Here is a 25,243-nt window from a genome sequence, read left to right as displayed (position 1 = left end):
CTGCTCAAACGAGGCCGAACTGGGCCGCGATCTGATCTAGTGCATCGACCGCTCCACCGGAGTCCGTCCCCGTGACGCACAAGGCACCGCGGGCGTCGTTGCTGCCCACCGCAGAGTTCGAAAACTCGCTCACGACGCTATAGGCGACCACGCTCTTGTTGCCGGCAAGTTCAGCGCGCGCATCGCCTCCCAACTGCACGCCAGCCGCCCTCGGGGTCGAATAGAGGCTTCCGATCGCCACCTGCTGCGAGGTGCTCGCCGCCTCCTTCGCGATCCGGACCAGATCGTCCATCATCCCGAAACTGGCATAGACATGCGCGGCACGCAGATCGACGCCCCACTTGGCCTTCACCATTTCCGGAATAAGGCCACCGCCGGGTCGGGTCATGAAGTCGCTGAGTTGCGGGCCGTTCTCCGTGATGAAATACTCGGCATGGAACACGCAGTTCCGCACCCCGAGCTTTGCCGCGAGTTGCGCAGCAACGGCAAGCGCAGCGCCCCGGACGTCGTCCCCAAGATCGTCTGACGTGACGATACGAAGATCCTCATAGGGTGGCTCGGGCGACACCCGCGCCTTCTCCGAAAAAGCCGCGAAGACCACTTCGCCACCGGCAAGAATGCCATCGCAGCAGACTTCCTGCTCCAAAGCCTTCTGGCCAAGGAACGGCGCGACGATCAAGAGATGATCCGGCGACGTCTTGGTTGCCGCCTCGTAAATATCGACAGGCGAAGCCGGGCTCCGCGCCGTATCGACGAGCCGCATGTCTGCGCACATCGGCGCTACGCTCGACTGAACGAGCGCCTGCTGCGCGCTTGCCCCGACCCTGCCCAGCGCGTCGCCGAGCGCCTTGGCCGATTCCACCACGACCGGTACTTCGACCTGACCGGGAAGCCCCTCCAGCGCGCGGAACACGTTGGTGCGGTCCGCTGCGGCAACCGCGGCCTGCGCCTGAGCCGAAGTCCAGGCGCCTGTCGCAGTGTTGAACATCGCGGCCATCGCATAGCAGCTCTCAAGAAAGGCAACGACTGCGCCAGGTTCGCTACCGGACTCGGCAGTCATCGCCTTGGCGGTGAAGTTGGCTGCCAGCTTCCTCGCGCCCGGATCAAGCGCTCCAGCCATCTCGTGACCGCCGCCGGAGCCGACGACGTCTTCCAGCGTAGAAAGTCCGCTTGCCGGCTTCCTGGGAAAGAACATCAACTCCGAGTGATTTTGCGGACGCGAATACACGACCATATTATACGCGTTCGGATTGTAGGCGTCCGGGTTATATGCCTCAGGTACGAATGCCATTGGGTTCTTCGTGGACATGGCGCCCTCCCGCTTGTCTATTGGTTCCCGTTAACTCCAGACACAACGCTAAGCCACGAACGGTATCAGTAAAACTGCCACATATCCAATAGCGTTTTTCAATCTAAATCATCCAATACCAATTGAATTCAATCTACAACTTCTCCTGCGAATCCAAAACATTCAGCATCTTCTTCGCCACCGCCTCGGCATTCGCTTCCGACAGGAGGTCGAAGTGATCGGCGTCGATCTCATCGATCGCGATATCATCCAGAAAATGCGCCCAACCCCGGGACGGTGAGTCGTAGTCTGCGCGCAAGACACCCGTCAGTCCGGGAAAGCCACGGCATGCCCTGATCAGTTCGACGCGGCCTGAAAAGCGCTCGGGCACATAATGCATGAACGACCGAAGATTAGCCGTCAGGACCGATGTAAGCCGGTTGAACAGCACATCCCCCGCCGCCGACGCTCCACCGAGGAAATCGATACCTTCGAACCCGGCACTGGCGTCATCCTGCCGCGATGCCGAAGATGCTCCCAGAACAAAGGAATCGAGCAGGATCACTGCCTCAACCGGCAACCCCTGCTCCTGCCAGACTCGTGCCATCTCGAGCGCGATCGCACCGCCATAAGACCAGCCCGCGAGAACGATCCTGCGCCCGTCTGTCACCTGATCGGCGATCCGGACATAGCGCTCGGCATAGATCTGGACCGAGCGCGGAACCTCACTCTCATCGCCAAGGCCAGGCGCCTGGAAGCCATACACGTCAAAGGTGCCGCGTAGCTGCTTTGCGAGATGGCGCAGCGGAACGGTCGTCCCATCGGCACCATGGACCAGAAATAGCACCCGCCTCCCCGCTTCGGGACCGCTCTCCATCGGCACCAGCGACAGCTGTTGACTGGATCGTACTGCCTCGATCTCGCGTGCGAGGTCACGGACCGTGTCATGCGTGAACAGCGCTTGCATCGACAGCACGATGCCGAATTCCTGCTCGCACGCCGCGGTCAGTCGGAACGCGAGCATCGAATGGCCGCCCATCTCGAAGAAGCTTCGCTCGACCTCGACATCGCTGCGGGCCAGCACTTGTTCGAACAGGCGCTTGAGGCGCTGCTCGGTGCTGCTCAACGCTTCCGCGTCTTCGCCCGAAACGGACCTTTCATCTGCCTTCGCAGACCAGATTGCAGACAGCGCCGCGTGATCGACCTTGCCATTGATCGAACAGGGAATCGCAGGGATCGGGATCACCTCCGCAGGCACCATATGCCGTGGCAGGCGTCGGCCAACGCCGCGCAGCACCTCTTCCGCGCGCAGTCCCTCCCTTCCCACAACAAACCCCACCAGCTGGCGCTCCACTCCATCCCCCATCACGGTCACCAGAGCAGATCGCACACCCGGCTCGCTCAGCAGCGCAGCCTCGATCTCACCAGGCTCGATGCGGACTCCGCGGATCTTCACCTGCCGGTCGCCGCGCCCGAGATGTTCCAGCACGCCGTCGGCATCGTACCGGCACAGATCACCGCTGCGATACATACGCCCACCCGGCGAGCCGAACGGATCGGGAAGGAAGCGCTCGGCGGTGAGTGCGGGCCGACCCATATAGCCATGCGACACCCCCACATCGCCGCCGATATGGAGCTCACCCACGACGCCAATCGGCACCGGCTCGCCCTGTTCGTCCAGCACATAAAGCCGATAGGCAGCGGAGGGGCGACCGAGCGGAACGAAGCTATTGTCCGGATCCCGCGGCACGACGATATCGGTCACCGAATGCGTCTCTGTCGGGCCATAGAGATTGACGAGCGTAGCCCGCGGCAAGAGCGCGTGGCAGCGGTCCCGCAACTGGGGTGAGAGCGCCTCCCCGCCGCACAGCACCCACCGCAACGATCGGCAGCGCGCCGACGGCAGTTCGTCGAGCATGACCTGCAGCATCGACGGAACGAAATTGACGCAGGTCACGCCGTGCCGCTCGATCAGACTGCGCAGATAGACGGGATCGCGATGGCCGTCGGGGTCGCACACCACCAGCGTGCCGCCATGATAGAGCGGCCAGAATATCTCCCAGATCGATACGTCGAAACCGAACGGAGTCTTGAACAGATGATGGTCGCCCGGCGCGACCGGATATTGCTGCTGGAGCCAGCGGATCGATGTGATCGCCGCATCGACCGGAAACTGCACCGCCTTGGGCCGTCCCGTGGACCCCGATGTATACATCAGATAGGCGATACCGTTCGAGGGCTGGCGCAGCACAATCGGTGCGGTCGGCATTGCACTTGCGGCGTCGGCAAGCGCATCGATATCGACCCCCTGCACGCCGCTTTCCGCGATCCTGCCGGACAGCGCAGATTGCGTCACGATGCAATCCACGCCGGCATCGGCGATCATGTCGAGGATACGGGCGTCGGGCAGCTCGGGATCGATCGGCAGATAGGCCGCGCCCGCCTTCGCCACTGCATAGAGCGCCACGACCATGTCGACGCCGCGCCGCATGAAAATACCCACCCGGCCACCCTCCGGGACTCCGGCCCGACGCAGATAATGCGCAAGCCGGGCGGCACATTCATCCAGCATGCGATAGGTGAGCGTCCGCGCCTCGCCGATCAGCGCCACGGCATCGGGCATGCGCGCGCTACAGGCCTCGAAGGGCGCAGCGAGGCTGTTCTCCGTCGCGGTCTCGTCGCGCAGCGGGTTCAACCCGGTCAGGATATGGGTGCGCTCCGCATCCGTCAGCAGCCGCGCTATCGCGATCGGCGCGTCGGGGGCTTCGAGCAGTCCCCCGAGCAGCGTTCCGAGCATCCGCCCGATCCGCTCGGCATTCGACGACGTGCCGACCGTCTCGCCAAAGACGACGACCGCCTCGATGCCAGTTTCCGTCAGCCGGACCGCACAGTGCAGCGGGCTGGTCTCAGGCGACGGCAGCCCGCCTTCATCGACGCCCAGGCTCACCGAAAACAGCGGCGATACGGGGACCTCCGGCGCTGACGGGACGATCGACCTCGCCGCATCGAGATCCAGCGCCAGACCCGCGGCGGGATCGAGGGCGGCGCGTGCATCGGCGACGCAGTCACGGAAGCTTGTTTCGCCCGACAGCGCGCATCGCCACCCGGACCATTGGCGAGCGCACCCGGCCGCCGGTGCGGACTCGAAGCCGAGGAGGAACGCGGATTGTTGAGTAAGGCGGAACATCAGCACCGCCAACGCGGCCGCAATCACCTGTTCCGGCGCGATGCGCATCTCGTCCGCAAGCGCGCGCAGCGGCGCGACATGTTCGCACGGCAAAATGACACGGACCGATCCGGACGCGCCGGTCCGGCCGGGCATCTCACGCGGAAAGTCGAGCTGCGGCGCGCCATTCGCGATCAGGCTGGTCCAATGCATCGCTTGCGCATCACTCGCCGCCAACTGCGCGGCAGCGATCCCGCCCCCCAGCTCCGCCATCGGCTTGTCCAGCCCGCGCGCTGCTACATCGTCGAGGATTGCAAGAAAGTCATCGACCAGCGCCGCGGCGCGGGGGGCATCGAAGATATCCGCATTGAATTCGAGGACTCCGGCGATTTCGTCAGGCCGCTCGGCAAGACTGAGATTGAGGTCGAATTTCGCGGTCGTGAGTTCCTGCACTACAGGCTCGACCGTCAGGCCGGGCAGCGAGAAGCTGCCGATCGGAATATTCTGCAGCGCCATCATCACCTGGAAGACGGGCGTATGCTCCAGGCTGCGGCCGGACTGGAGATGCTCCACCAGCACTTCGAAGGGCACGTCCTGATGTTCATAAGCGGCGAGCGCCTCATGGCGGATCCGATCGAGGTGATCCGCGAACCGATCCTCCGGCCGCGCACGGCTCCGGATGACGATCGTGTTGACGAAACAGCCGATGATCCCTTCCAGCTCGGTTTCGGCGCGGCCGGCGATCGGCGTCCCCACCAGAATATCATGCTGTCCCGATCGGCGATGGAGCAGCGTCGTGAATGCCGCCATCAGCGTCATGAACAGCGTGGCGCCGCGTTGCCTGGACAGCGTGAGCAGCCGATCCCGAACCTCGCCCGGAATCGTGAACCTGGCCTGCCCGCCCTGTCCGCTCATGCGCGCGGGCCGCGGCTGATCCGTAAGATTGAGCAGCAAGGGCGCACCGCTCAGATGTCGTTGCCAGAAATTCAGTTGTCGGCGCCCCTCCCCGTCCTCAAGCGCGCGCCGCTGCTGCTCGGCAAAATCGGCATAACGCATCGGCAGCGCAGCGTGCGACACCGCCTCCCCCAACAGATGGCGGCGGTAGAATATGCTCAACTCGCGGACCAGTACGCCCACCGACCAGCCGTCGGCGACGATATGGTGCATGTTGAGCAGCAGGATGTGATGGTCGTCCCCGATGCGTAGCACCCGGACATCGATCAGCGGACCACGTTCGAGATCGAAGACATGCCGAGCATGCGCGCGGATCAGCGCCTCGCTCCTGGCTTCATCCGCTTCGATCAGCTCGATATCGAGATCGACCGTTTCCGCGAAGCGTTGCACCGGCTCCGCGTCCTCGACCCCGAAGCGCGCGCGCAACGTGTCGTGGCGCGCGACAAGGTCGGCAAACGCCGCACGCAGCGCCGGCATCGACAGGGTGCCGCGCAGCCGCAGCGCGAACGGCACATTGTAACTGACATCGGTGCCACCCGAGAGCGCATTGAGAAACCAGAGCCGCTGCTGGGCAAAGGACAGTGGCGCGGCGGAATGCGGCGGGATACCGATCGTTTCCGGGTCCGCACCCTCGCGCAACAGCAGTTCGAGCAGTTGTTCGCGTTCGCTCGGATGCGGGCGCGCCGATGCCATGTCAGCGCCCTCCCCCCTCGCCAGCGCGCGCGCGCGCGAGCAATGCGGAGACTTCGGCATCGGACAGCATGTCGAGCCGCCGCTCCAGCCGGCCGCGGCGGTCGGAATCCTCCGGCCCCGCCGTGATCGCGGCGGGGCGGTTGGGTTCAGATTTGATCGCCGGAGAGTCAGCCATCTGCTGCCGGATCGCGGCTGCAAGATCGGTGAGCCGCCGATGCTCGAACAACAGCCTCAGCCCGACCTGGATACCTAAACGGTCCCGGATCCGTGCCGCGACGCGCGTCGCTGAAAGTGAATGCCCGCCCCGCTCGAAGAAATCGTCGTCCCCTGCAACCGCGTCGATATCGAGGACATCGCGCCAGATCGCGGCGAGGGTTCGCGTCACTTCGCACCCGATCTCGATCGATATTGTCGCGGCCTGAACCTCCGGATCGCGGCGGGCCGGAGGCGTACGGTCGCGCTTGCCATGGGGCGTGACCGGCAGACGGTCCACCAGCTCGATGTGTTCGGGGATCATGAAGCGCGGCAGCTTCTCTGCGAGAGCGCTGCGGATATCGGCGCTACCCGCAGCGAGAGGTGCGCTCAGCTCGACCGATGCCACCAGACGGGCATGATCCTCAAGGCCGGCGACGCAGGCAGCCGCCGCACGGACCCCCGGCAGACTGAGCAGCACATGCTCGACCTCGTCGAGTTCGATCCGGAACCCGCGCAGCTTGACCTGCCGGTCGCTCCGCCCGAGGAATTCGATCACCCCATCTTCCCGCTGCAGTACTCGATCACCCGTACGATAAAGCCGCCCCCCGGAGATTCGGGGATGCGGAACGAACCGATCCGCTGTGTGGCCTGGAAGGTTCGCATAGCCCCGAGCAACGCCCGCGCCGCCGATGAACAACTCCCCCGGTATCCCCAGCGGAACGGCAAGCATCTGCGCGTCGAGGATTTCCAGCTCGACACCGGCGAGCGGCCGCCCGATCGGAATTGCTGCATCGCCATCGGCCTCTTCGTCGCAACGATGCATGCAAACGAAGGTCGTGGTTTCGGTGGGACCATAGCCATTGATGAGCAACGTCTGGGGACAGCCCTCCCGGAAACGGCGGACGTGGCGGGGCGACAACGTCTCCCCGCCCGCGATCACACAGCGAAGTCTCCCCAGCACCTCCACGCCGTCCTCAACCAGCATGTTGAACAGCGAGGATGTGAACCAGGCGACATCGACGCCATGACGCTCAATCGCCTCGCGCAGCCCTGCCACGCTCGGGACAGGCTCATCGTGGAGCACACAGGTCTTGCCGTTGAGCAGCGCCCCCCACACTTCAAAGGTCGCGGCATCAAACGAGAGCGGCGCAGCCTGCAAGATCGCCGTCGCTCCGTCGAAATCGACATAATCTTGCCCGAGCACCAGATTGGTGATCGCGGCATGCGGCACCGCGACTGCTTTGGGCCGCCCGGTCGATCCTGAGGTGAAAAGAATATATGCGAGGCTTGCGCCATGCTGCCCGGCTTCGGGCGCATCCGCATGCTCGGCGAGGCCAAGTTCGACGCGCTCAAGATCGATGATGGTGCCGTCGAACCCGTCGAGCGCGCCGGTGCCGTGCGAGACGATGTGACAGACTTGCGCGTCCCCTATCAGTTGCCTTAGCCGCGCAACCGGAAGCGCCGGATCGAGCGGAACGTAACACCCACCCGCCTTCAATATGGCAAGCATCGCGATCACGGCATCGGGAGAACGGTCGAGCAGGAGCCCTACGGGCGTTTCGGCTTCGACCCCGCAAGCGCGCAAGTGGCGCGCGAGCAACGACGATTGCGAATCGAGCGCATGGTAGTTCATCTGGCGATCGCCATGCACCAGCGCGAGCGCGTACGGCGCCCGCTCAGCCTGCGCGCTGAAGATCGCGTGCACAGTCGCCGGCTGCGGGGATCCCCCGATTGTCGGCAAGGGTTCCTCTTCGCGCCCGGACCGCAGCGCCATTCCGGCGCACTCCACGATGGCGTCGAGATCGGCGAGCGCGCACTCTCCGGCCAGTGCCGAAGTGACGCAAATTCCGACATCGGGTTTCAGCGCCTGTGAGGCCGCGCTCAGGATACTGACGTTGGACAGGTCATACGTCATCAGCCCGGTTGCCCCCGGCCCGGTTTCGAGCATGCCCGAAAGGCGCACATTGAGCCGGTCCGGCGGCTGGCCGTTGCTGAAGACCGCTGCGATCGCGGCCGACCTGCCCTGCGGCGTAGCGCGGCGTGCGATGCGGGAAAGTTCGTCGTCAAGGCCGAGGCTGACGTACATATGTGCCAGGCGCAGATCGATACCATGGACCTCCAGAACCGAGCGGAAGATCAGGCCGCCGCCTGGACGGAACGAGAGATCGATCGGGACGAGCTGACCAACATCGTCGACACGCACCTCGAGATGGAAGACAAAATTGTCGAGTGGGAAGGTCATGGCGAAGCGCGCGAGCAATGCCTCCAGCGCCGGGGGCGCTGGCGGCCGGCAAGGCGGTGTGATCATTGCACGGTCGTGAATAGGATAGCGCTCGTAAACACGCACCTTTTCGTGACTCGCACAAAAGGTCACGCTGCGCGCGCTCACGATCCCGTCCAGGCAGAATTCGCGAGGCCCGGCTCGCGGACCGACAAAGGGCATGACGAGCACCGCTTCCTCGCCCGGTAAATCGTCAAGCCCTTGCAGCGCAGCAATCACTTCGGCGGCGGAAGCGCCAGATTCCGGGCGGAAAACGCCCCGCGATTCCGTACCGACAACCGGTTTGAGGATGACCGAATCCAGCGGCACGTCCAACGACGCCAGCACCCGCTCTAGCTCATCGAGGTTACGCGCGATGATCCGTTCAGGGATCGCTATTCCCTGCGCCTCAAGCAGCCGGTAGAGCGTCTCCTTGTCGCTGATCAGGCGCTGGGCGGCGAACAGCCGATCATTGGCCCGACTGAGACCAGCATTGGCCCACCAAGCCAGCTCCTGCACATCGTCGATGCAGCTGGCCATCCCCGCAAGCGGCAACGCACTCCTGTCGCGAATGATTTGCGGAACAGCGTCCCCTGCCAGCGCCGCCCGATGCATGCACAAGATATCGTCCGGTACCAGGCGGACAACATCCGCAGCGCCACTGATGATGGCGTCGTCGATGCGATCATGCGTGCGAATATCGCCGAAGATCGCCCACAGATCCCTGGGTGGTCGGCGAACCGGATCCCGATGCAAGCTCCCCTCCGCCCGCTGAGTTCACACGCATCTTCACCGACAGCACGAGAACGGCCGATTGTAACGCCCGCTTCGCGACAGCGAGAGAAAATTACTCCATCGCGCAGCATGATACTAGACATCAAGCGTCTGGAATCGAATATTCTTCAATTCTGGACGATAGGTATTTAGTCCATGTCCGAGGATCAGGAGAATATTACATCGATAATGGCCGCTTCTCCAGTCATGCCAGAGTATCCTATGCATGACGACTTTGTTGTAATCTTGACCAGGGAGATCAGTTGCGGGAAACTCGGGCACATTGATGCGGGCTATGCACTGACGGGACAGTGCCATGGCGGGAGGGGGATTTCGATGTCGGGCAGCCGGACGTGACGGTGATGCAAGCGGCGCGTGACGACGCGACGGTACCTCTTGCGCTCGAAGAACTCGACGCCGCGATGGATGCGATCATCAGCGACACTTGCCTCCGGCCAAACAGCAACGCCTTCTTTCGATCCGCGCGCGCAGTCGCTTCAGTCGATGCACAAGCCGGTCTTCACATCGCCCACAACTGGCGCGAGATCACCAGAACCTTCATGCTATCGACGATCGTCGGCCTTGGCGAAATCGCTCGCGCGGAGCTCGCGGTGCATGAGCCAGCACGCAACGCGCTGGGCGTGCTCCAGACCGGTGTGCGTGTCATCGCCGACGATCTCGACAATGCCGCGCCGGCCTTTGCTGCGCGCGCACCCAAGGGAATCGACGGGATCCATTATCTCTGGTGGGAGGCGAGCGTGCTGCAGCCGATCGCCGCGCGCAGCCCGGCCGATGTACGGTTGCGTTGCCATATCTCTGCCGCGACCCGGGCACTGACGAACGTCATGTGCCGTAGCGCCACATCTCCGCTCGGCACAGCCGTACAGTTGCGCGTGGTCGAGACGATCGCCCGCGATATCGCGATCGCGTTCAGGCGGGTCTTCTCGCGCCTTGAGATCGATGGGGAAAGGCTGTTCTCCGGACGCGACGATCTGGCCTGGATCGATACCCATATCCAAGCCGAGGTCGTGCATGCGCGCGATGTCCGGAATGATGAGACCGGCATGGCTTCGCTTGCAAGATCCGGAGACCAGCAACAGGAACTGCTTGCGCTGACGCGCCGCTATGCCGGTTTGTGGAACGATGCGCTAAAGGATTTCGCCGCCGCCCTGGCCGGATCGTGCGAAACCGCGCGATGAAGCGAAGTCCGGCTAACGTCACCCACGAGACCGCGGGAAGCGCAGGAACGTTGCAGATCCCACTCTACCAGGTGAATGCCTTCTCGGACACACCGTTCATGGGCAATCCCGCATCGGTCTGCTTGCTGGAAGACTGGCTGCCCGATCCAATTCTTCAGGCAATCGCATTCGAGAATAATCATCCCGAGACGGCCTTCATCGTCGACAACGGCCGGGGCTATGACCTGCGCTGGTTTACGCCAGCATGCGAGGTGACGCTCTGCGGCCATGCCACGCTGGCAGCCGCGCATGTGGTGCACGCATTCATCCGCCCCGGCATGGAAGCCATCACCTTCCAATCGCCCAGCGGGCCGCTTCATGTCGCTGCATCCGGGGACCGCTGGACCATGGATCTCCCCGCCCTGCCCTATGTTCCGATCGCGCCGCCACCCCGGATTGCAGAGGCGTTGGGTGTGACGCCTGAGGCCTGTTTCGCCTCGCTCGATCTAATGGTCGTACTGCGTGACGAAGCCGAGCTGGCGGCGATCAAACCTGACCAGGGGATCATCGCGACCTTCGACCTGCGCGGCCTTGTCGTGACCGCTCCTGCCGGAGACTGCGACTTCGCATCGCGCTTCTTCGCTCCTAAACTGTCGATTCCGGAAGATGCGATCACTGGCTCGGCGCACTGCACGCTCATGCCCTATTGGGCCAGCCGGCTTGGCAAGACCGGCCTTTCAGCCAAGCAGTTTTCGATCCGACACGGCGCGATGCACGTGATCCGCATCGATGGTGGTTTTGACGCCTCGCGCGTCCATCTGCTCGGCGCCGCGACGACCTATCTGGAAGGCCGGATATCGATACCGGGTCCGGCATGAGCACGCGGCGGCTGGCAGCGCTCGAATTTGCATCCGATTTGCTCGCGAACGATCTCGAGGTCGCGGAGTCTTTCATGTTCAACGGCGCCTACAGCGAATTCGTGCTCGGCGAATGGCGCAGCTGCATGCTCTGGAACACCTCGGGAGATATCGCAGAAGGCCATCTATCGAATAACGACCACGCCGCGCAGTTGACCGCCTATGGCGCGGCCATGCCCTATCTGCGCGCGATGATCGAGCGAACCTTCCGCCTCGACCGCCTGCGCTTTGGCCGGCTTGCCCGGATGATGCCCGACACTGTCCTTGTGCCGCATTGCGATTTCCTCGAGCTCGATCGCGGGCTGGTACGGGTCCATGTGCCGCTGACGACCAGCCGCGCCTGTCTCAACGCCGAAGAGGATCGAGTCTTCCACATGGCCGAAGGCGAGATCTGGCATCTCGACGCACGCCGGATTCACAGCGCGGCGTCGACGTGGGACCGCGCCAGAATTCATCTCATCCTCGACTTCGCGTCCAGCGGCAGTCCGGAGCAGACGCTTCGTATCGACTGCGCGTCATGCATGACCGTTCCCGACGACGCACTCGTTGCACGCCCGTCGCTTACGCCCGAGGAGGAATCGTCTCTGATAGCACTGGGCGACGTGATCGACCGGTTTAACCATCGCGACATCCTCGCGATTCTGATCCGCAAGGCCTTCACCCGCCACATGCCGCTGCAGTCCATATTCACCCGGCTGGCGGCAATGGCGGAACGAAGCGGGCATGCCGATCTCATCGAGATCATCGAGCACCAGCGTCGCTACTATACGGTTGCGCGCGCCTAGGGCGACGGATCGTCGCGTGCCATCGCCTCCCGCAGGCTGCGAGGGCGCATATCGGTCCACACCCGATCGATATAGTCCAGGCACTCCTGCTTACTCCCCGAGAAGCCGGCCTCACGCCAGCCCGGCGGCAGTGCGCGACCGGCCGGCCAGATCGAATATTGCTCTTCGTCGTTGACGACCACCTGCATACGTTCTTCCCACTGTTCGCTCATTTCTACCTCCATCCGCTCAAGCGGAGCTGCCGAAGCCTCGATCCACCGCGATCGCAAATATGTGCCCCCCGGTGATGAGCCACCGCCCTTCCAGCTCGCGCGCGGAGACCTCCCAGGGGCCGCGCACCATATTCACCACGCGAAACTCGCCGGATTCACGCCCTGATTGGATCGTGAAGTCGAGCGCCATGTCTTCGAATTCCAGAAAGCACCCGAAGCGCGGGGAAAGGCATTTGTAGACCGCCTCCTTCGCGCTGAAGACGAGGTTCGGCCAGCGTCCGTCCAGATCGGGCATTCGCACGATGCGCGCACGCTCGTCGGCACGGCATACTCGCCGTGCCAACGCCGACTCGAATGGCACGATCCGCTCGACATCAATCCCCAGTGCGGCAATGTCCGAGGTTCGAGCAGCTGCCGCGCAACACATTGCGTCGTCATGGCTGATGCTTCCGGTAAAGCCGGACGGCCATCGCGGCACGCCGTTCGCATCCGGCGGGAGTGCAACGGACGCCACTCCAAGGGCAGCGAGCGCCTCTCGCGCACAAGCTCTGCCGCTTGCAAACGCGCGCCGACGCGCCGGCGTCTGCCGGTCGAGTTCGCCTCCATCCACGCCGACGCAAGGCAGATCGCGGATCAGCATGGCGCGGACCACCACACCCGTGCCGCTCAAACCCTCGAGTTCGGCGGCGGCATCGGTATCGGTTTCCGACATCACACAAGCGGACCGGCGCCAACGCGATTATGACCGCTCCGGTCCTCGCCACTGACAAGCACCGCGCGCCAGTTCTTCAGATCGGCGATGCCGCCATATTCATCGAGTCGATGCTGGGTAGGATAGATTCGAACATTAGTGGGCACATAGCGTGCGACAAAGGCCATGCGCGTCTGTTCGCGTGTTATGTTGGGCAACGAGCCGTGCATCGTCGCCTCCCAGGATATCATGCACTGCCCCGCGTGCATCTCCACCGTTGCCGGTTCGCACCGGTCAGGATCCCAGGCGGGATCGACCTGGATCTCACGAGTATCATAGCCATAGAGGCCCCGCGGCACGCCGTTGCGCATATTGCCGCTGATCCGTTTCGGCTCCCATCGCATCGGGCGGAGATCGTCAAAATAGATATGCCTGTGCGAGCCGGGCACATACTGCATGCAGCCGTTCTCGATCGTCGCGTCGGTAAACGCGGTCCAAACGGTCAGCGTCAGGAAGATATCCGGGTAGCGCTGATGCGGTTCGGTCGCGACCAGCTGCGGGATACCTCCACCGATCGCGAGGTTGCGCGACTGGTGCCAATCCGTCCCCTCGTCTCCGGGGTATTTCGCGAAGAACTCGGTGCGCCAGCACAACAGGTCGTCGCCAAGGATGCAGCGCACGCGATCGACGATCTCGGGTCGCCGGACGTGCGCGTCGAGAAAACCCACATCGAGGTGGCGGTCATAGTTGGCGATCGGCCCCGCCTCATCAAGGTTATAGGCGGCAGAGCCGCGATCGAGCAGCGAAAGGCGCAGGTCCGAAAGCCGCGAAAGCATTTCGTCGCGTGGATAGACGTCGAACGGCCCAATGAACCCGTTTCGGTCGAATTGCGCGATTTCCTGCGCGCTCAGGCTCACATCGCAACGCTCACAGGCTGCGCCAGTGCGTAACGCTTCGCGAAGTCCAGCGGAAACGGCACCCCGTTGGTGTAGAAATAGCGGATCAGTTGTCCGTGATGCTGCGCCTCGTGCTCGAGCATGTCATAGGCCAGCGCAGTCCTGTCCGTATCATCGGCATATTGGTCAAGGGTATCGAGCGCGGCCACGCGCGAACGCTCAAGCGCGTCCAGGAGCACAGCCTGCTCCTTCGCCTGCGCCCGCCCGATGCTGCACGAGAACCCGGTCCAGCGTCCGGCAGCGATGCCCGCCGAATAACTTTCCCGCGCGCCGACCAGACACCAGAACTGGCTGGCAATGCTGACGGAGGGGGTGGTTCCGTTTCGGCGATCGAGTAGTGCACCGTCCAGCGCCTCGGCCAGAGAATTGCTCGCCGACATGGCGCTTGAAACACGTTCGCGCAGAACCTGATCCATATTGCCCCCTCTTCGCCTCTGATTTCATAACTTCGCTTTGCGGCGTGCGACAGCGGAAATATCTTCGGAATGATCCGAAATATAGCCCTCGACCTCTATCGGGTAGTTCTTGTGCATTTCACGCAACACCCAACCCACGGCATTCGCGATATACTTGTCACGGTTGGCGAGATGGGCATCCAGAAAGGGGAATACCTGCCCGGGCCGCAGATAGACGGCGTTCTTGCCCGAATAATGCACCAACGCCACGATCGAGGTCCGGATCGACCAGATGTCATCCGCGCTATTGAGCTGGCGCAGGAACGGCAGGACCTGCTCCGGCCAGTTGTGATTGCAGTAGGAATAGATCGCGGCGAGGTCGTCGCAATGCCCCCAGTCGTCGATGCGACCGACCCAGCCGCGAATGACTTCGAAATCCTCAGACCGGATCGCAAGCCCCTTGTTGCGGTAATAGAGCAGCGGAACCGACATCACCTCATAGTCTTCGGACCGCGTCCAGATATAGTCGAAGATGCGAAGCCGCTCATCCGGCGTGTAGCCTGAAACGTCGAAATCCCGGAGCGCGACACGCCGCAGCACCGGCACACGGATCGCAAGGAACCGATATCGCGACCCCTTGTCGCGCTGCGCGGCGGCGGCGCGGCGGGGTTCGCCCTCCAGCTCGAGCATCCGGGTCAGACGCGCAAGGCAATCGGCTTCGTCCAGCTGCTCCATCACCGCCCCTCCCGCGCCCGCGCGAACCACCGCCGCCTTCGCGCAGATCGATGTCAGGGTGCATACGCCAATTGACTTGGTCAATCGAGCCGAAGAACATGACCCCGCAGGAAAGGGATAGCCGTTGACGATTACGACGACCTTTTCGGACCGGGTGAGTAGCGCGATACGCGATACCGCCCCCGATTACTTGCAGGGCAAGCGCGACGACTTGGCGCAATTCGACATGTCTCTCGGAGAAGTGCGCTTCGGCTGGCCCGCCGAAATGCTGGCCGCGTTTCCGCCTGTGCGCGACACCGACCTGCGCTATCAGGAGCCGCGTGGATCGGCAGCGCTGCGCGAAGCCTATCGCGCGCATGTTGCAATCGCGTCGCGCAACAGCCTCGAGGCAAGTCAGACTCTTGTCACAGCCGGCGCCAAACAAGCACTCTGGCTCGCCTTCGCAACCGCAGTACAGCCCGGGAACCGCGTGCTGCTGCCCCGCCCCGGCTGGGCGCCCTATGCGATCTGGGCGCGGATCTTCGGCGCGGATATTTCCTTCTACGACGCCGGAGATCCGCATGCCGAAACGCTGCTGGCAGCGCTTGCCGCACGCAGCTGCGACCATGCGGTCGTCAATTCGCCGCACAACCCGACCGGCACCGAATATGATCAGACGACGATCGACCGGATCGCCGCCGCGGCGGCGGATGCCGGCGTGTCGGTGATCTCCGACGAGGTCTATCGCGAGCTGGGCAACAGCCGGGCGTCGTTCCTTCCGCATATCGGCGCGGACAGCGCCATGATGGTCGCGGATTCGATTTCCAAGACCGCGGGCGCGGCCGGGTTGCGCATCGGGTTCCTCAGCGGCGCTGCGGGAACCATCGATGCCGCGCTCGCCGTCCGCGCCACCCTCGATTCCTGCCCTCCGGGAACCGGCCAGTCGATCGCAGCCTTCCTGCTTTCCCCCGCAGCGGATCCGTTTCGCCAAAGCATTCGTCAGTTCGCGCAAGCCAGCGTCGCGCGGCTTGCTGAACGATTGCACGACCTAGGAACCCCCGCGGAAAGCAGCGGTGGACTGTATCTGTGGGTTCCGGCTGCAAAGGGTGGTGATTGCGTCGCGCTGGGTCCCGACGCGCTCGCCCGCGGCGTCGCCGGACGGACATTCGGGATGGACGGCTATGTGCGCCTCTGCCCGGTTCATGCCGATGCGCGCATCGCAGCGCTGCTCGGCGTGACCTTTGGTGAGATGGGGGGCAAGGGATGAAGGACTTTCTGGAGCTGGACGTGCGCCGGCGCCCCTGGCCGTCGGCCCGCGTGATCGACGTCACCCTGCGCGACGGCGGTTTCCGCAACGGCTTCGGCTGGACGGTCGATGACATGGTAACGATCGCCTCTGCCGTCGTGGATGCGGGCGTGTCCTGCGTCGAACTCGGCTATATCGGCGGCGTTCCCGAAGCGCATGGCGTGGAGGAGGCAGGCCCGACCGCCAACCTCGCACCCGAGCATGTCGCCCATGTACGTGCCGAAGTGCCGACGGGCCTGCTCGCCGCAATGGTGCATCCTTCGGCTGCGTCGGACGATCTGCAACTGGCGCCGTTCGCTGCAGCCGGACTGAACATGGTGCGCCTCGTCTATCATGCGCGATGGAAGGCGCGCTTCGCCGCACTCGCACGGGAGGCACGGGAAGCAGGGCTGCTGATCTCGGCAAACATCGCGCTGGCGAGCCGCTATCAGGGAGCTGAGCTTGTCGCGGAAGCCTGCGATATCGCGGGCCCGAATATTGATATCCTCTACTTCGCCGACACGTGCGCTGCGCTGCTTCCTTCCGAGACGGGAGCGATTGCGCGGGCGCTCTCTCCGCTGGGAACCCTGGGATTTCACGGCCACGACTTCCTTTCACTCGCGCTGGCCAACGCGCTGGCGGCGACGTCGGAGGGGACTTCGTGGGTCGACGCTTCGCTTCAGGGAGTCGGCCGTGGGGCGGGCAATCTGCGCCTCGAGCTTTGGCTGACGCTGATGGCGGCATCGACCGGCTCGAACGAGAGCTGCCTGACCATGCTGCTACCGGCGCTGAAACGGGTCGAGCAGCGGATCGGCCCCGAAGCATCTCCGGACATCGCGTCGATCGTCGCCGGGGCGCTCAACCTCACACCGCCGCAAGAGGATCAGCTGCGCGACACGTCCGACGCCGCAGGCTGCGCCGAACGCGCTGCCGCGCTGCTTCAAAACCACATCGATGCCGGTTCGGTACCCGGGGCGCTGGTCGCGTCTTCCGGCTTCGGCATACCGGCATGAACGACGGAGCGCCTGTCGACGCGTTGCAGACGACAGGCGCGGTCCTGCAGGGCGTGGATGGCCGCATCAATCTCCGCTCGATCGCGCCGTCCTTTCTCGCTCAATTCCTTCCGGAAGAGGTCGCCGAAGCGCATCTCCGGGCAAAGCCACTGTTCGGCTATGCACCGACCGAAGGGACCCCCGTATTGCGCGCGCGCATCGCTGAAGCGGCGGGCGTGCACCCCGATGAGATCGTGGTGACGGACGGCGCCTCACAGGCGATCTTCCTGCTGCTGCTCGCGGGACTGAGACCCGGCGCTACCGTGCTAGTCCCCCGCCCCGCCTTTCCGGCCTATCTGCGGATCGCCGCCTATCGCGGCTGCAAGCTCCGCTTCTATGACTGGCGCGCGGATGGGGCCGATCTGCTGGAACGGCTGCACGCTCCGGACAGTCGGATGATCGACGCGGTCATCGTCAACTCGCCGCACAACCCGACGGGAATCGCGCTCGCCGCAGCCGGTCGCGACCGCGTCGCCGCCGCGCTCGGGCAGATGACTCAGCTCACCATACTCGACGACACCTATGGCTGGCTCGACGGGCCGATGGGGCGGATCACTCATTTCGGCAGCTTCGCGCAGGCGAGATCGCAGACGATCGGGCTGGCGGCGGTTGGGAGCCTGGGGAAGCTGCTTTGCCTGCCCGGATTGCGGCTCGGGTTCATCGTCATCCGCGACCGCGCGCTTCGCGATGCAATCGTCGAGGCCAAGCGCCATCTCGTGCAGACGTCCTGCTCCGCTTCGGAGCATCTCGCCGCCGCGCTGCTCATCTCGGCAGAATGGCTGGAAGGTCGCAACAACCTCCTCACCGCGCTCGACCAGCGCCGCCGCGAATTCGAGACGGCCATGCCCCAAGGTGTCCGCCCGGTCGATGGCGGGCGCGGCTTCTATACCTATGTCAGCGCGGTCGCCCCTCTGACCGCGCTGGGCATCGATGGCGTCGACGGCGCGGTCTTCGAGGGTGCCGCGGATGCAGCGCGCTATTGTCTGGCGGCGTCGAGCGAGGATTGGTCGCGATTCAAAGCCGCGATCGGCGGCTCAGGGCCCTGAAGCCGGCGTTGTTCAGCTCCCGCCCCGTCGCAGGCGCGCACTGTCCTGATCCAGCAGCGGCGCGCTGAACGGATCCGGACCGGGCGTGCGGCTGAACCGGATGGCGCGCGCAACGCCGCGATAGCTGCCGAGAGCAGGGTGTGGGATATCGCTCAGTATCCCCTCGGCAGCGACCTGGGGATCGTCGAACATATCGTCGATCGATCGCGCCACCGAACAGGGAACGGCATCCCCCAACAACGCTTCCCATTCACGTGCCGATTTCGTCATCAATGCTGCGCGCAACCGCGGGATAATCTCGTCGGCATGGGCGGCGCGCCCCTTGACCGTATCGAGGCGGGAATCCTCGAGCAGGTCGGCGATGCCGACCCCCTCGCACAGCGCACGCCAGAAGCGCGGCGTGTTCGCCGACAGATACAGGTGCCCGGCGGCAGTGGGATGCAGGCCGGTGATCCCACCCGAGCGCATGTCGCGCGATATACCGGGGTCCTCCCCCTCCGCACGGATCAGCCGCGCCGATTGCATCGTCAGTGCGCTACGGAGCAGGGAGACGCCGACATATTGGCCGATCCCGCTGCGTTCGCGCTCATAGAGCGCAGAAGCGACGCCAGCGGCGACCAGCGCGGCGGCGTAGTAATCGACCGGTGAGCCATAGGTGATCTCCGGCGTTCCCGGCGGCCCCTGCAGCACGCACATGCCGGTCATCGCCTGCAGCACCTGATCGTAACCCGCCTTGGCGCGCAGTGGCCCGTCCTCGCCATAGCCGGTCACCGCGCAATAGATGAGTCGCGGATTGCGGGCGGCGAGCGCGTCATGGCCGATGCCCAGCCGCTCGGGCACGCCCGGCCGGAAATTATGGACCAGCACATCGGCCTGATCGGCCAGCTCGAGCAATGTGGCGCGATCGCCATCTTGCTTGAGGTCGAGCATCACGCCCTGCTTGCTGCGGTTGACGCCGAGGAAGGCGCGGTTCTCCCCCTCAAGCGTGGAGGGATATTGGCGCAGATTGTCGCCGCCCGGCGGCTCAACCTTGACGACATCGGCGCCCTGATCGGCGAGCAGGCTGCACCCATAGGGCCCGGCGATATAGGCGCTGAGATCGAGCACCTTGATCCCGCTGAGCGGTCCTGCGGGACCGACGCGACGGGGGCTGACGAAAGGAGAAGGGCCGCTCATCGGGTCAGGTTCCGGGTTGGGTGTAGGGATAGGGTGCGAACAGCCGCCGCTGCCAGCCACGCGGATCGCGAACCACGCGCGTGCGGCGGTCGAAGATCATCGTCGCACGGTCGCGCGGGGTGTAGGCGGGCCAGGAGTGGAGGCCCGGCGCGTTGGGCGCTCCGGTGCGGGCGAACGCCACGAAACGCTCCTGCATCGCTGCGCTGACCGCGCGCGCTTCCGCGCCGGTTCCGGCGGGCGAACCGGCGAGTGTTCCGAATACGAACGGGATGTCGAGCGCGTGGAATGCACCGCGCGCCGGTTCCACGGGCGAAGCAAAGTCGAACTGATAGACGAAGGCCGGGTGGCCGGCGCGGGCAAGCGCTTCGGCCTCCGCGAGCATCGGCCGCCAGCTGCGGCCGTCGCTCGTCGCGGCGAAGAAGATGTCGGCGGGAGAGGCGGACGGAAGGCGTCGGCGATAGTCGGCGACGATGGTTTCGACCGGCACTTTTACCGGCAGTTCGGCGGCGATCTTCGCGCCGACCGCGTCCCAGCCGAGCGCGCGCATCTCCGCTCCGGCAGGATCGAAATAGGCGCGGGTTTCGTCGCGCGTGCCACCAAGCATCCAGGCGATTTCTCGTGCTGCGGGGGCCGCATCGGGGCTGAACGGGTGGCGCGTCACATTCCGCCCATCCAGCACCGGACCCATATAGACCGGCGAGTCCTCGAACGGATCGCGGGTTGCGAGCGCTTCAAGCAGCCGCTCGACGGGAAGAGACAGCAGAGGCGACAGATCCTGTGGCGAAATCCTGAGGGTTTCGAGACAGGCGCGCGTGCGCGCGGTCGAGCGATCCGCATCGGTCACTGCCACTTGCTGCCCGCTCATCGTCGCGGCGCGCTGAAACAGTCCGCGGGCTTCGGGCATCGCGGTGAGGGTGGCGATCTTGGCGCCGCCGCCCGACTGCCCGAACATCGTCACCTGCGCCGGATCACCGCCGAACGCCGCGATGTTCGCGCGCACCCATCTCAGCGCCAGCACCAGATCGAGCTGGCCGTTATTGCCGCTATCCTGGAAACGCGGGTCGAAGGGCGCGAGATAGAGATAGCCGAGCGCGTTGAGCCGGTGGTTGACCGTTACCAGCACCACGCCCTTCGCCGCGAGCGACGCGCCGTCATTCTCGGGATCGGTGACGCTGCCATTCGCATAGGCGCCACCATGGACATAGACCATCACCGGCAATTTCGCGCGAGCGTCCGCCTCTGGCGTCCAGATGTTGAGGAACAGGCAATCCTCGGACTGCGGCCGGTACTTTCCGCGCTGGGGACAGGCGGGGCCGAATGCGGTGGCGCGGACCGGATCGCGCGCCGCCGGAATAGCTGCAGCGCGGCGAAAGCGCTCGGCGCGGCCGTAGCGGATGCCGCGGAAACGAGAGACGCTATCGACGCGCTCGCCGATGAAGCGGCCGGCGCGACAGGTCACCTCCGCAACGCCGGATGTCTGCGCATAGGCTCGCCCGGAGAGCAACGCCGCCGGTCCGGCCAGGAAGGTACGGCGGGCGAACATCAGCCGATGTCCTCCGGCGCGAGCGGCATCCAGGTCAGCCGCCAGCTGCCGTCGCGACGCGCGCCGGCGCTGAACCAGGGCGTAAACGGGATCGGCGCGCGGCCCTGCGGCTTGAGCAACAGGACGCCGTCCGCCTCCTCGACTTCCGGTTCGCCGTCGAAGCGAAGGGTTTCGGTCAGTTTATATCCGTCGATGAGGCCGGTCGCCTGCACCAGCGGCCCGCGGGTGATCGCGAGATAATCGTAGCGCATGACTTGCTGCGCCACGGGCGAACCATCCGGCGCGAGCGATTCCTGCACGTTGCGCCGTGCAGCGCGATGCACGACCGGGCGCATCGGCAGCATCAGCACCACCTTATCGCCGGACTGCCAGCGACGGTCGAGCCGCACATAGTCGCCGGCGATAGCCGCCACGGCTTCTCCGGCGACGGTCAGCTGCGCGCCCTCCGCCCAGTCGGGGATGCGAACGCGCAGGGGGAATTGCGCCGGGCCGTCGACGTCGACCGCGATTTCGATCCGGCCATCGAACGGGTAGTTCGTCTCCTGTCGCAGCCGCACTGCTCCTGCGGGCAGGTCGAACCGCGCCTCGCCCGGCCCGAGCAGATTGACCGCGACACCACCATCCGCAGTCACCGCATAGGCGACGCCCGGCAATTCCTCGATCGCGATCGCACCGCTCGACTTGCAGCAGCGCCAATAGGTGGTGTGAACGCGGCGGCCGTTGGGGAAGCAGTAATAGCACCAGTCCTCCCCGTCCGGGGCCTGTGCGCCGATCAGGTCGTTATACGCGCTGCGTTCGATCTCCTGCGCAAACTGCGCTTCACCCAGGATGCCCAGCAGCTCGCGGTTGAGCTGGATCCACGCCATGGTCGAGCAGGTTTCGACATAGCCGTCAGGATCGAACACCGCGGCGGGGTTGAATACCTCGCGCGAGCGATGTGCGACACCGCCCCACGGCCCGCCACCCAGCGTCAGATGATGGTCGCGTACCGCTGTCCACAGGTTGCGGACGGCGGTGAGATATTTCGCTTCACCGGTCGCGCGATGGAGCTTGGCGAGGCCGACCAGATTCCACAGCAGCTGATAGGCCTTGCCGGTCGCGATCTCCGACGGATCCGTACCCGCCAGCGCCTGACTGAGTAACCGATTGTGCGGTTCACCCTCGGCCTGTTCGACGATCTTGAGCGCAAGGTCGAGATAGCGCTGCTCGCCGCTTGCGAAATAGAGCTCCAGCGCGGGATCGAGCATTACCGTCGCCGACAGACCGAAATGGTTGCCCATGTCGGTGATCTTCAGTCCGCCTTCCGTCAGCGTACGCCAGACCAGATCGCCGATCTTTCGCGCGGCGGTAAGGTAGCGGTCGTCGCCCGCCACCCGCCAGAGTTCGACCAGACCCAGTGTCAGATAGGCATGGGTCCAGATGTCCCACGTGCGCAGGCTCGGCTCACCGTTCCAACTGACCGGCTTGGGCGGGTGCTTGGCGGTAAAGCGGCGCGGCAGCGGATAGTTGCCGAGATAGCCGTTCGGGTCCTGATGCCCGATCAGCCAGTCAGCCACCCGTCGGACGCGGCCGAGCAGGGCCTTGTCGCCACTGCGTGCCCCTGCCCTCGCCGCTGCCGCCAGCCACTTTCCGGAATGTTCGCCATACCAGTCGCCGCCTTCGTTCCCCGCCACCGCTTCGGGGGCGAAGATTGCGATGGCGGGGCTGGTCTCGTCGGTAATGAAATGGCTCAGCCGCCCATGATGGTTGGCGGCAAGCGCTTCACCGAGCACGCCACCCAGGGTCACCGCACCCGCAGATGCGAAAGATTGGGCAGGTTCAGAGATCGACGGCACAACGGAACCCGATCCCTGCCGAGCGATCCTTGGCCGGCGCCATCAGCAGATATTTGCCATGCTCGTCGAGACGATAGGCCGGCGGGAAATACCAGTGGCTGGTCTGCGGCTGATAAGCGCTGCCGCCGCGCAGCACCGCGCCACGGACATGGCGGTCGCGATACTCGTCGGTCCATTCCCAGACATTGCCGACCAGATCCATCACCCCGAACGGGCTGGCGCCCGCCGGATGCGCGTCGACATCGGCGGGATCGGACATCGTCCGGTCGAGGCACGGTTCCGGAACGGCCTCGGGGTTCCAGTCATTGCCCCACGGATAGCGGCGGCCGTCGCTGCCCTGCGCGGCATATTGCCATTCCCATTCGCGGCACAGACGCTTGCCCGCCCAGGAGGCATAAGCGCGCGCGTCCTCGATTCCGACCCATGTGACCGGCTTGTTCTCCCATCCTGCAGGCGGCGCGCCGTCGATCCAGTGGGCGAGGAAGTTCTGGCTGTCGTTCGGCGCATAGCCGCTCGCGTCGAGGAACCGCTTGAACATGATGTTGGTGACGGGGAATTTGTCGATCGCGAAGGCCGGGATGTTCACACGGTGGCGATGGGTGCGGCGCGGATCGGGCTCCCACGGATATTGAATATCGACGCCGGCGGTGGCGTAGCCCTCGATCACGACGCCACGCACGTTGAAGTCGAAATCGGCGGGGGGGATCGCGACCATCCCGGCCGGCGCGACGCCATAGGGCGCGGTTACTTCGATCTCGACCAGCTCCTGCGGCGCAGCATGCCAGGCCGATGAGAAAGACGATAGTGGCGTCGCGGCCCGATCGGCCATCGCCTTCAGGAAATCGGCGAGGCTGGGCTCGTCGCCGGTTGTCGCCAGCACCGCGCCAAAGCCGCGTCCGTCGATCGCCAATTCGATGATCGCACGATCACCCTCGATCCGCGGCGACAGTTCGCTACCGTTCCACACGTCGTAATAGCGCGTCCCCGCAACGTGCGGGACGCTTAGCTGCTCGCCAGCGACTGCGAATTCGCTGCGGTTGATCAACGTCCACAGCGTCCGTCGCTCGCCCGGGAAGCGGCTGGCGAAAATGCCGAACTGCAGCGTGCGCTCATACGGCCGCCAGTCCTTGCTCACGAACAGCGACGCGAATTGCCGCTGGACCATCGCCACCCGGCGCAGCGTCTCGGCATCGCGATCGGTGATCAGATTGACGAAACCGAAGACATTCTCCCACGCGACATAGCCGATACCGTTGAAGAAGGCGTGCTGCAGGTCGTTGGTCCGGTTCCGGCTCCAGCGGTTCTCAATGTTGATGATGTGACGCGGCTCGAGCCATTTGAGCTTGATGACGGTCGGAATGCTCTCGTCCGGCACCCGCTTTGTCCAGCTCTGCAGGTTCCAAGACAAATGATGGTCGCCCGCCTGCGCGGTGGATTCGGGCTGGAGGATCACCGGCCGCCCGCGTGCCTCGCAAGCGACGTGGAAAGCGCGCGGCACACCCGAATAGGTGTCGCCGTTGATCCCGTCGGCGCCGGTCGCGGCGACCAGATCCGCCATCCGCTCCCAGTCGGGCCGGTCGCCCTCACGCGTGCCATTGTCCCACGGCATCGTCGGCAGGAACACTTTGACCCCGCGCCGATGGAAATCGGCGACGACCTGTTTCAGCGCCTCGACCCCGCCCGGAAGCGCATCGGCGAGGTCGAACTGGCTGCGGTCATCGATCCCGATATTGGGATAGATGTACCAAGGCAGCACGCTGTCGATCCCGCCGAACCGCGCCTCGAGATCGTCGAGATAGCGGTCGACCGTGTAGCGGCCGGTGTCGGGATCGTAGAAATAGCGATCCTCGACCATCAGCAACGCATGGACGAAATTGCCCTGCGCCCAAACGAGGTCGGGGTGGCGGTAGAGGCTGTCGTCGAAGCCGATGCGCAGCAGATGCTCGCGCCGCCATTCGATCAGGCCCTGCACCCATTCGTCGGCCTCGCCATCGGCGTCGATCCGCCAGCGGCCCATTTCCTGAAATGGCCAGCCCAGCGCTTTGCCGGGGGTAGGCAGATAGGGGCCGGTCAGCGCGTGGCTGAACTTATAGTCGCTGGTGGTGCGGATCGGTTGGTCGGTCATCGG

18 protein-coding genes are annotated in these 25,243 nt (G+C 64.7%); 6 read left to right on the top strand and 12 right to left on the bottom strand.

Annotated features, from left to right (window positions below; genetic code table 11):
• Window positions 1–4: 4 nt before the first annotated feature.
• From AC07NK_RS17980 to AC07NK_RS17970, 3 genes are all read right to left on the bottom strand, one after another.
• The gene (locus AC07NK_RS17980) at window positions 5–1,120 is read right to left on the bottom strand and encodes an ATP-grasp domain-containing protein (protein ID WP_495171980.1); all 1,116 of its coding nucleotides are present in this window, start codon (window positions 1,118–1,120) and stop codon (window positions 5–7) included.
• A gap of 322 nt (window positions 1,121–1,442) precedes the next feature.
• On the bottom strand, window positions 1,443–6,101 hold the full coding sequence (locus AC07NK_RS17975) for an amino acid adenylation domain-containing protein (RefSeq protein WP_495171979.1): 4,659 nt from the start codon (window positions 6,099–6,101) through the stop codon (window positions 1,443–1,445).
• A gap of 1 nt (window position 6,102) precedes the next feature.
• A complete protein-coding gene (locus AC07NK_RS17970; protein WP_495171978.1) occupies window positions 6,103–9,096 on the bottom strand; it encodes an amino acid adenylation domain-containing protein in 2,994 nt (997 codons plus the stop codon).
• 596 nt (window positions 9,097–9,692) lie between these two features.
• On the opposite strand from AC07NK_RS17970, the gene AC07NK_RS17965 reads away from it, so the two are divergent.
• The 3 genes from AC07NK_RS17965 (at window position 9,693) to AC07NK_RS17955 (ending at window position 12,210) form a co-directional block, all read left to right on the top strand.
• Entirely contained in the window at window positions 9,693–10,529 is an 837-nt protein-coding gene (locus AC07NK_RS17965; protein ID WP_495171996.1) for a DUF6202 family protein, read from the top strand.
• Window positions 10,526–11,386: a PhzF family phenazine biosynthesis protein gene (locus tag AC07NK_RS17960; RefSeq protein WP_495171977.1), complete on the top strand. Its 861-nt coding sequence runs from the start codon at window positions 10,526–10,528 to the stop codon at window positions 11,384–11,386. Before AC07NK_RS17965 ends, AC07NK_RS17960 begins: the two co-directional genes overlap by 4 nt.
• Window positions 11,387–11,460: 74 nt before the next feature.
• Window positions 11,461–12,210 carry an aspartyl/asparaginyl beta-hydroxylase domain-containing protein gene (locus AC07NK_RS17955; RefSeq protein ID WP_495171976.1) on the top strand — a complete coding sequence of 250 codons (750 nt, stop codon included), beginning with the start codon at window positions 11,461–11,463 and terminating at the stop codon, window positions 12,208–12,210.
• Here the strand turns inward: AC07NK_RS17955 and AC07NK_RS17950 are convergent.
• Genes AC07NK_RS17950 through AC07NK_RS17930 form a run of 5 tightly spaced genes read right to left on the bottom strand, consistent with a single transcriptional unit; the run spans window position 12,207 to window position 15,283 of the window.
• Complete coding sequence (locus AC07NK_RS17950; RefSeq protein ID WP_495171975.1) at window positions 12,207–12,422, bottom strand: MbtH family protein; 216 nt, start codon at window positions 12,420–12,422, stop codon at window positions 12,207–12,209. The two genes, AC07NK_RS17955 and AC07NK_RS17950, sit on opposite strands and share 4 nt — an antisense overlap.
• A gap of 16 nt (window positions 12,423–12,438) precedes the next feature.
• Window positions 12,439–13,134: a 4'-phosphopantetheinyl transferase family protein gene (locus AC07NK_RS17945; RefSeq protein WP_495171974.1), complete on the bottom strand. Its 696-nt coding sequence runs from the start codon at window positions 13,132–13,134 to the stop codon at window positions 12,439–12,441.
• Window positions 13,134–14,030 (bottom strand): chlorinating enzyme, encoded by an 897-nt coding sequence (locus tag AC07NK_RS17940; protein WP_495171973.1) that lies wholly within the window; start codon window positions 14,028–14,030, stop codon window positions 13,134–13,136. Before AC07NK_RS17940 ends, AC07NK_RS17945 begins: the two co-directional genes overlap by 1 nt.
• Entirely contained in the window at window positions 14,027–14,485 is a 459-nt protein-coding gene (locus AC07NK_RS17935; RefSeq protein ID WP_495171972.1) for a hypothetical protein, read from the bottom strand. Before AC07NK_RS17935 ends, AC07NK_RS17940 begins: the two co-directional genes overlap by 4 nt.
• A 24-nt stretch (window positions 14,486–14,509) precedes the next feature.
• A complete protein-coding gene (locus tag AC07NK_RS17930) occupies window positions 14,510–15,283 on the bottom strand; it encodes a DNA alkylation repair protein (RefSeq protein WP_495171971.1) in 774 nt (257 codons plus the stop codon).
• A 142-nt stretch (window positions 15,284–15,425) separates the two neighbouring features.
• On the opposite strand from AC07NK_RS17930, the gene AC07NK_RS17925 reads away from it, so the two are divergent.
• The 3 genes from AC07NK_RS17925 to AC07NK_RS17915 are packed head-to-tail and all read left to right on the top strand — an operon-like array spanning window position 15,426 to window position 18,561.
• Window positions 15,426–16,445 (top strand): pyridoxal phosphate-dependent aminotransferase, encoded by a 1,020-nt coding sequence (locus AC07NK_RS17925; RefSeq protein ID WP_495171970.1) that lies wholly within the window; start codon window positions 15,426–15,428, stop codon window positions 16,443–16,445.
• Complete coding sequence (locus tag AC07NK_RS17920; RefSeq protein ID WP_495171969.1) at window positions 16,442–17,476, top strand: hydroxymethylglutaryl-CoA lyase-like TIM-barrel protein; 1,035 nt, start codon at window positions 16,442–16,444, stop codon at window positions 17,474–17,476. The genes AC07NK_RS17925 and AC07NK_RS17920 overlap by 4 nt, the downstream gene beginning before the upstream one ends.
• Complete coding sequence (locus AC07NK_RS17915) at window positions 17,473–18,561, top strand: pyridoxal phosphate-dependent aminotransferase (RefSeq protein ID WP_495171968.1); 1,089 nt, start codon at window positions 17,473–17,475, stop codon at window positions 18,559–18,561. Before AC07NK_RS17920 ends, AC07NK_RS17915 begins: the two co-directional genes overlap by 4 nt.
• A 12-nt stretch (window positions 18,562–18,573) precedes the next feature.
• On the opposite strand, the gene AC07NK_RS17910 is transcribed toward AC07NK_RS17915, so the two are convergent.
• The 4 genes from AC07NK_RS17910 to AC07NK_RS17895 are packed head-to-tail and all read right to left on the bottom strand — an operon-like array spanning window position 18,574 to window position 25,240.
• Window positions 18,574–19,737: a CaiB/BaiF CoA transferase family protein gene (locus AC07NK_RS17910; RefSeq protein WP_495171967.1), complete on the bottom strand. Its 1,164-nt coding sequence runs from the start codon at window positions 19,735–19,737 to the stop codon at window positions 18,574–18,576.
• A 4-nt stretch (window positions 19,738–19,741) separates the two neighbouring features.
• Window positions 19,742–21,280, bottom strand: a complete 1,539-nt coding sequence (locus AC07NK_RS17905; protein WP_495171966.1) for a carboxylesterase/lipase family protein — start codon at window positions 21,278–21,280, stop codon at window positions 19,742–19,744.
• The gene (locus tag AC07NK_RS17900) at window positions 21,280–23,067 is read right to left on the bottom strand and encodes a glycoside hydrolase family 127 protein (RefSeq protein WP_495171965.1); all 1,788 of its coding nucleotides are present in this window, start codon (window positions 23,065–23,067) and stop codon (window positions 21,280–21,282) included. The genes AC07NK_RS17905 and AC07NK_RS17900 overlap by 1 nt, the downstream gene beginning before the upstream one ends.
• 31 nt (window positions 23,068–23,098) lie before the next feature.
• Window positions 23,099–25,240, bottom strand: coding sequence for a formylglycine-generating enzyme family protein (locus AC07NK_RS17895; protein ID WP_495171964.1), 2,142 nt, complete (start codon window positions 25,238–25,240; stop codon window positions 23,099–23,101).
• Window positions 25,241–25,243 lie beyond the last annotated feature (3 nt).

This window comes from Sphingomonas sp. GW821-FHT09B04 (assembly GCF_059418285.1).
Note: the sequence above shows the minus strand (reverse complement) of the source record. Positions and strands in the feature narration are given on the sequence as shown.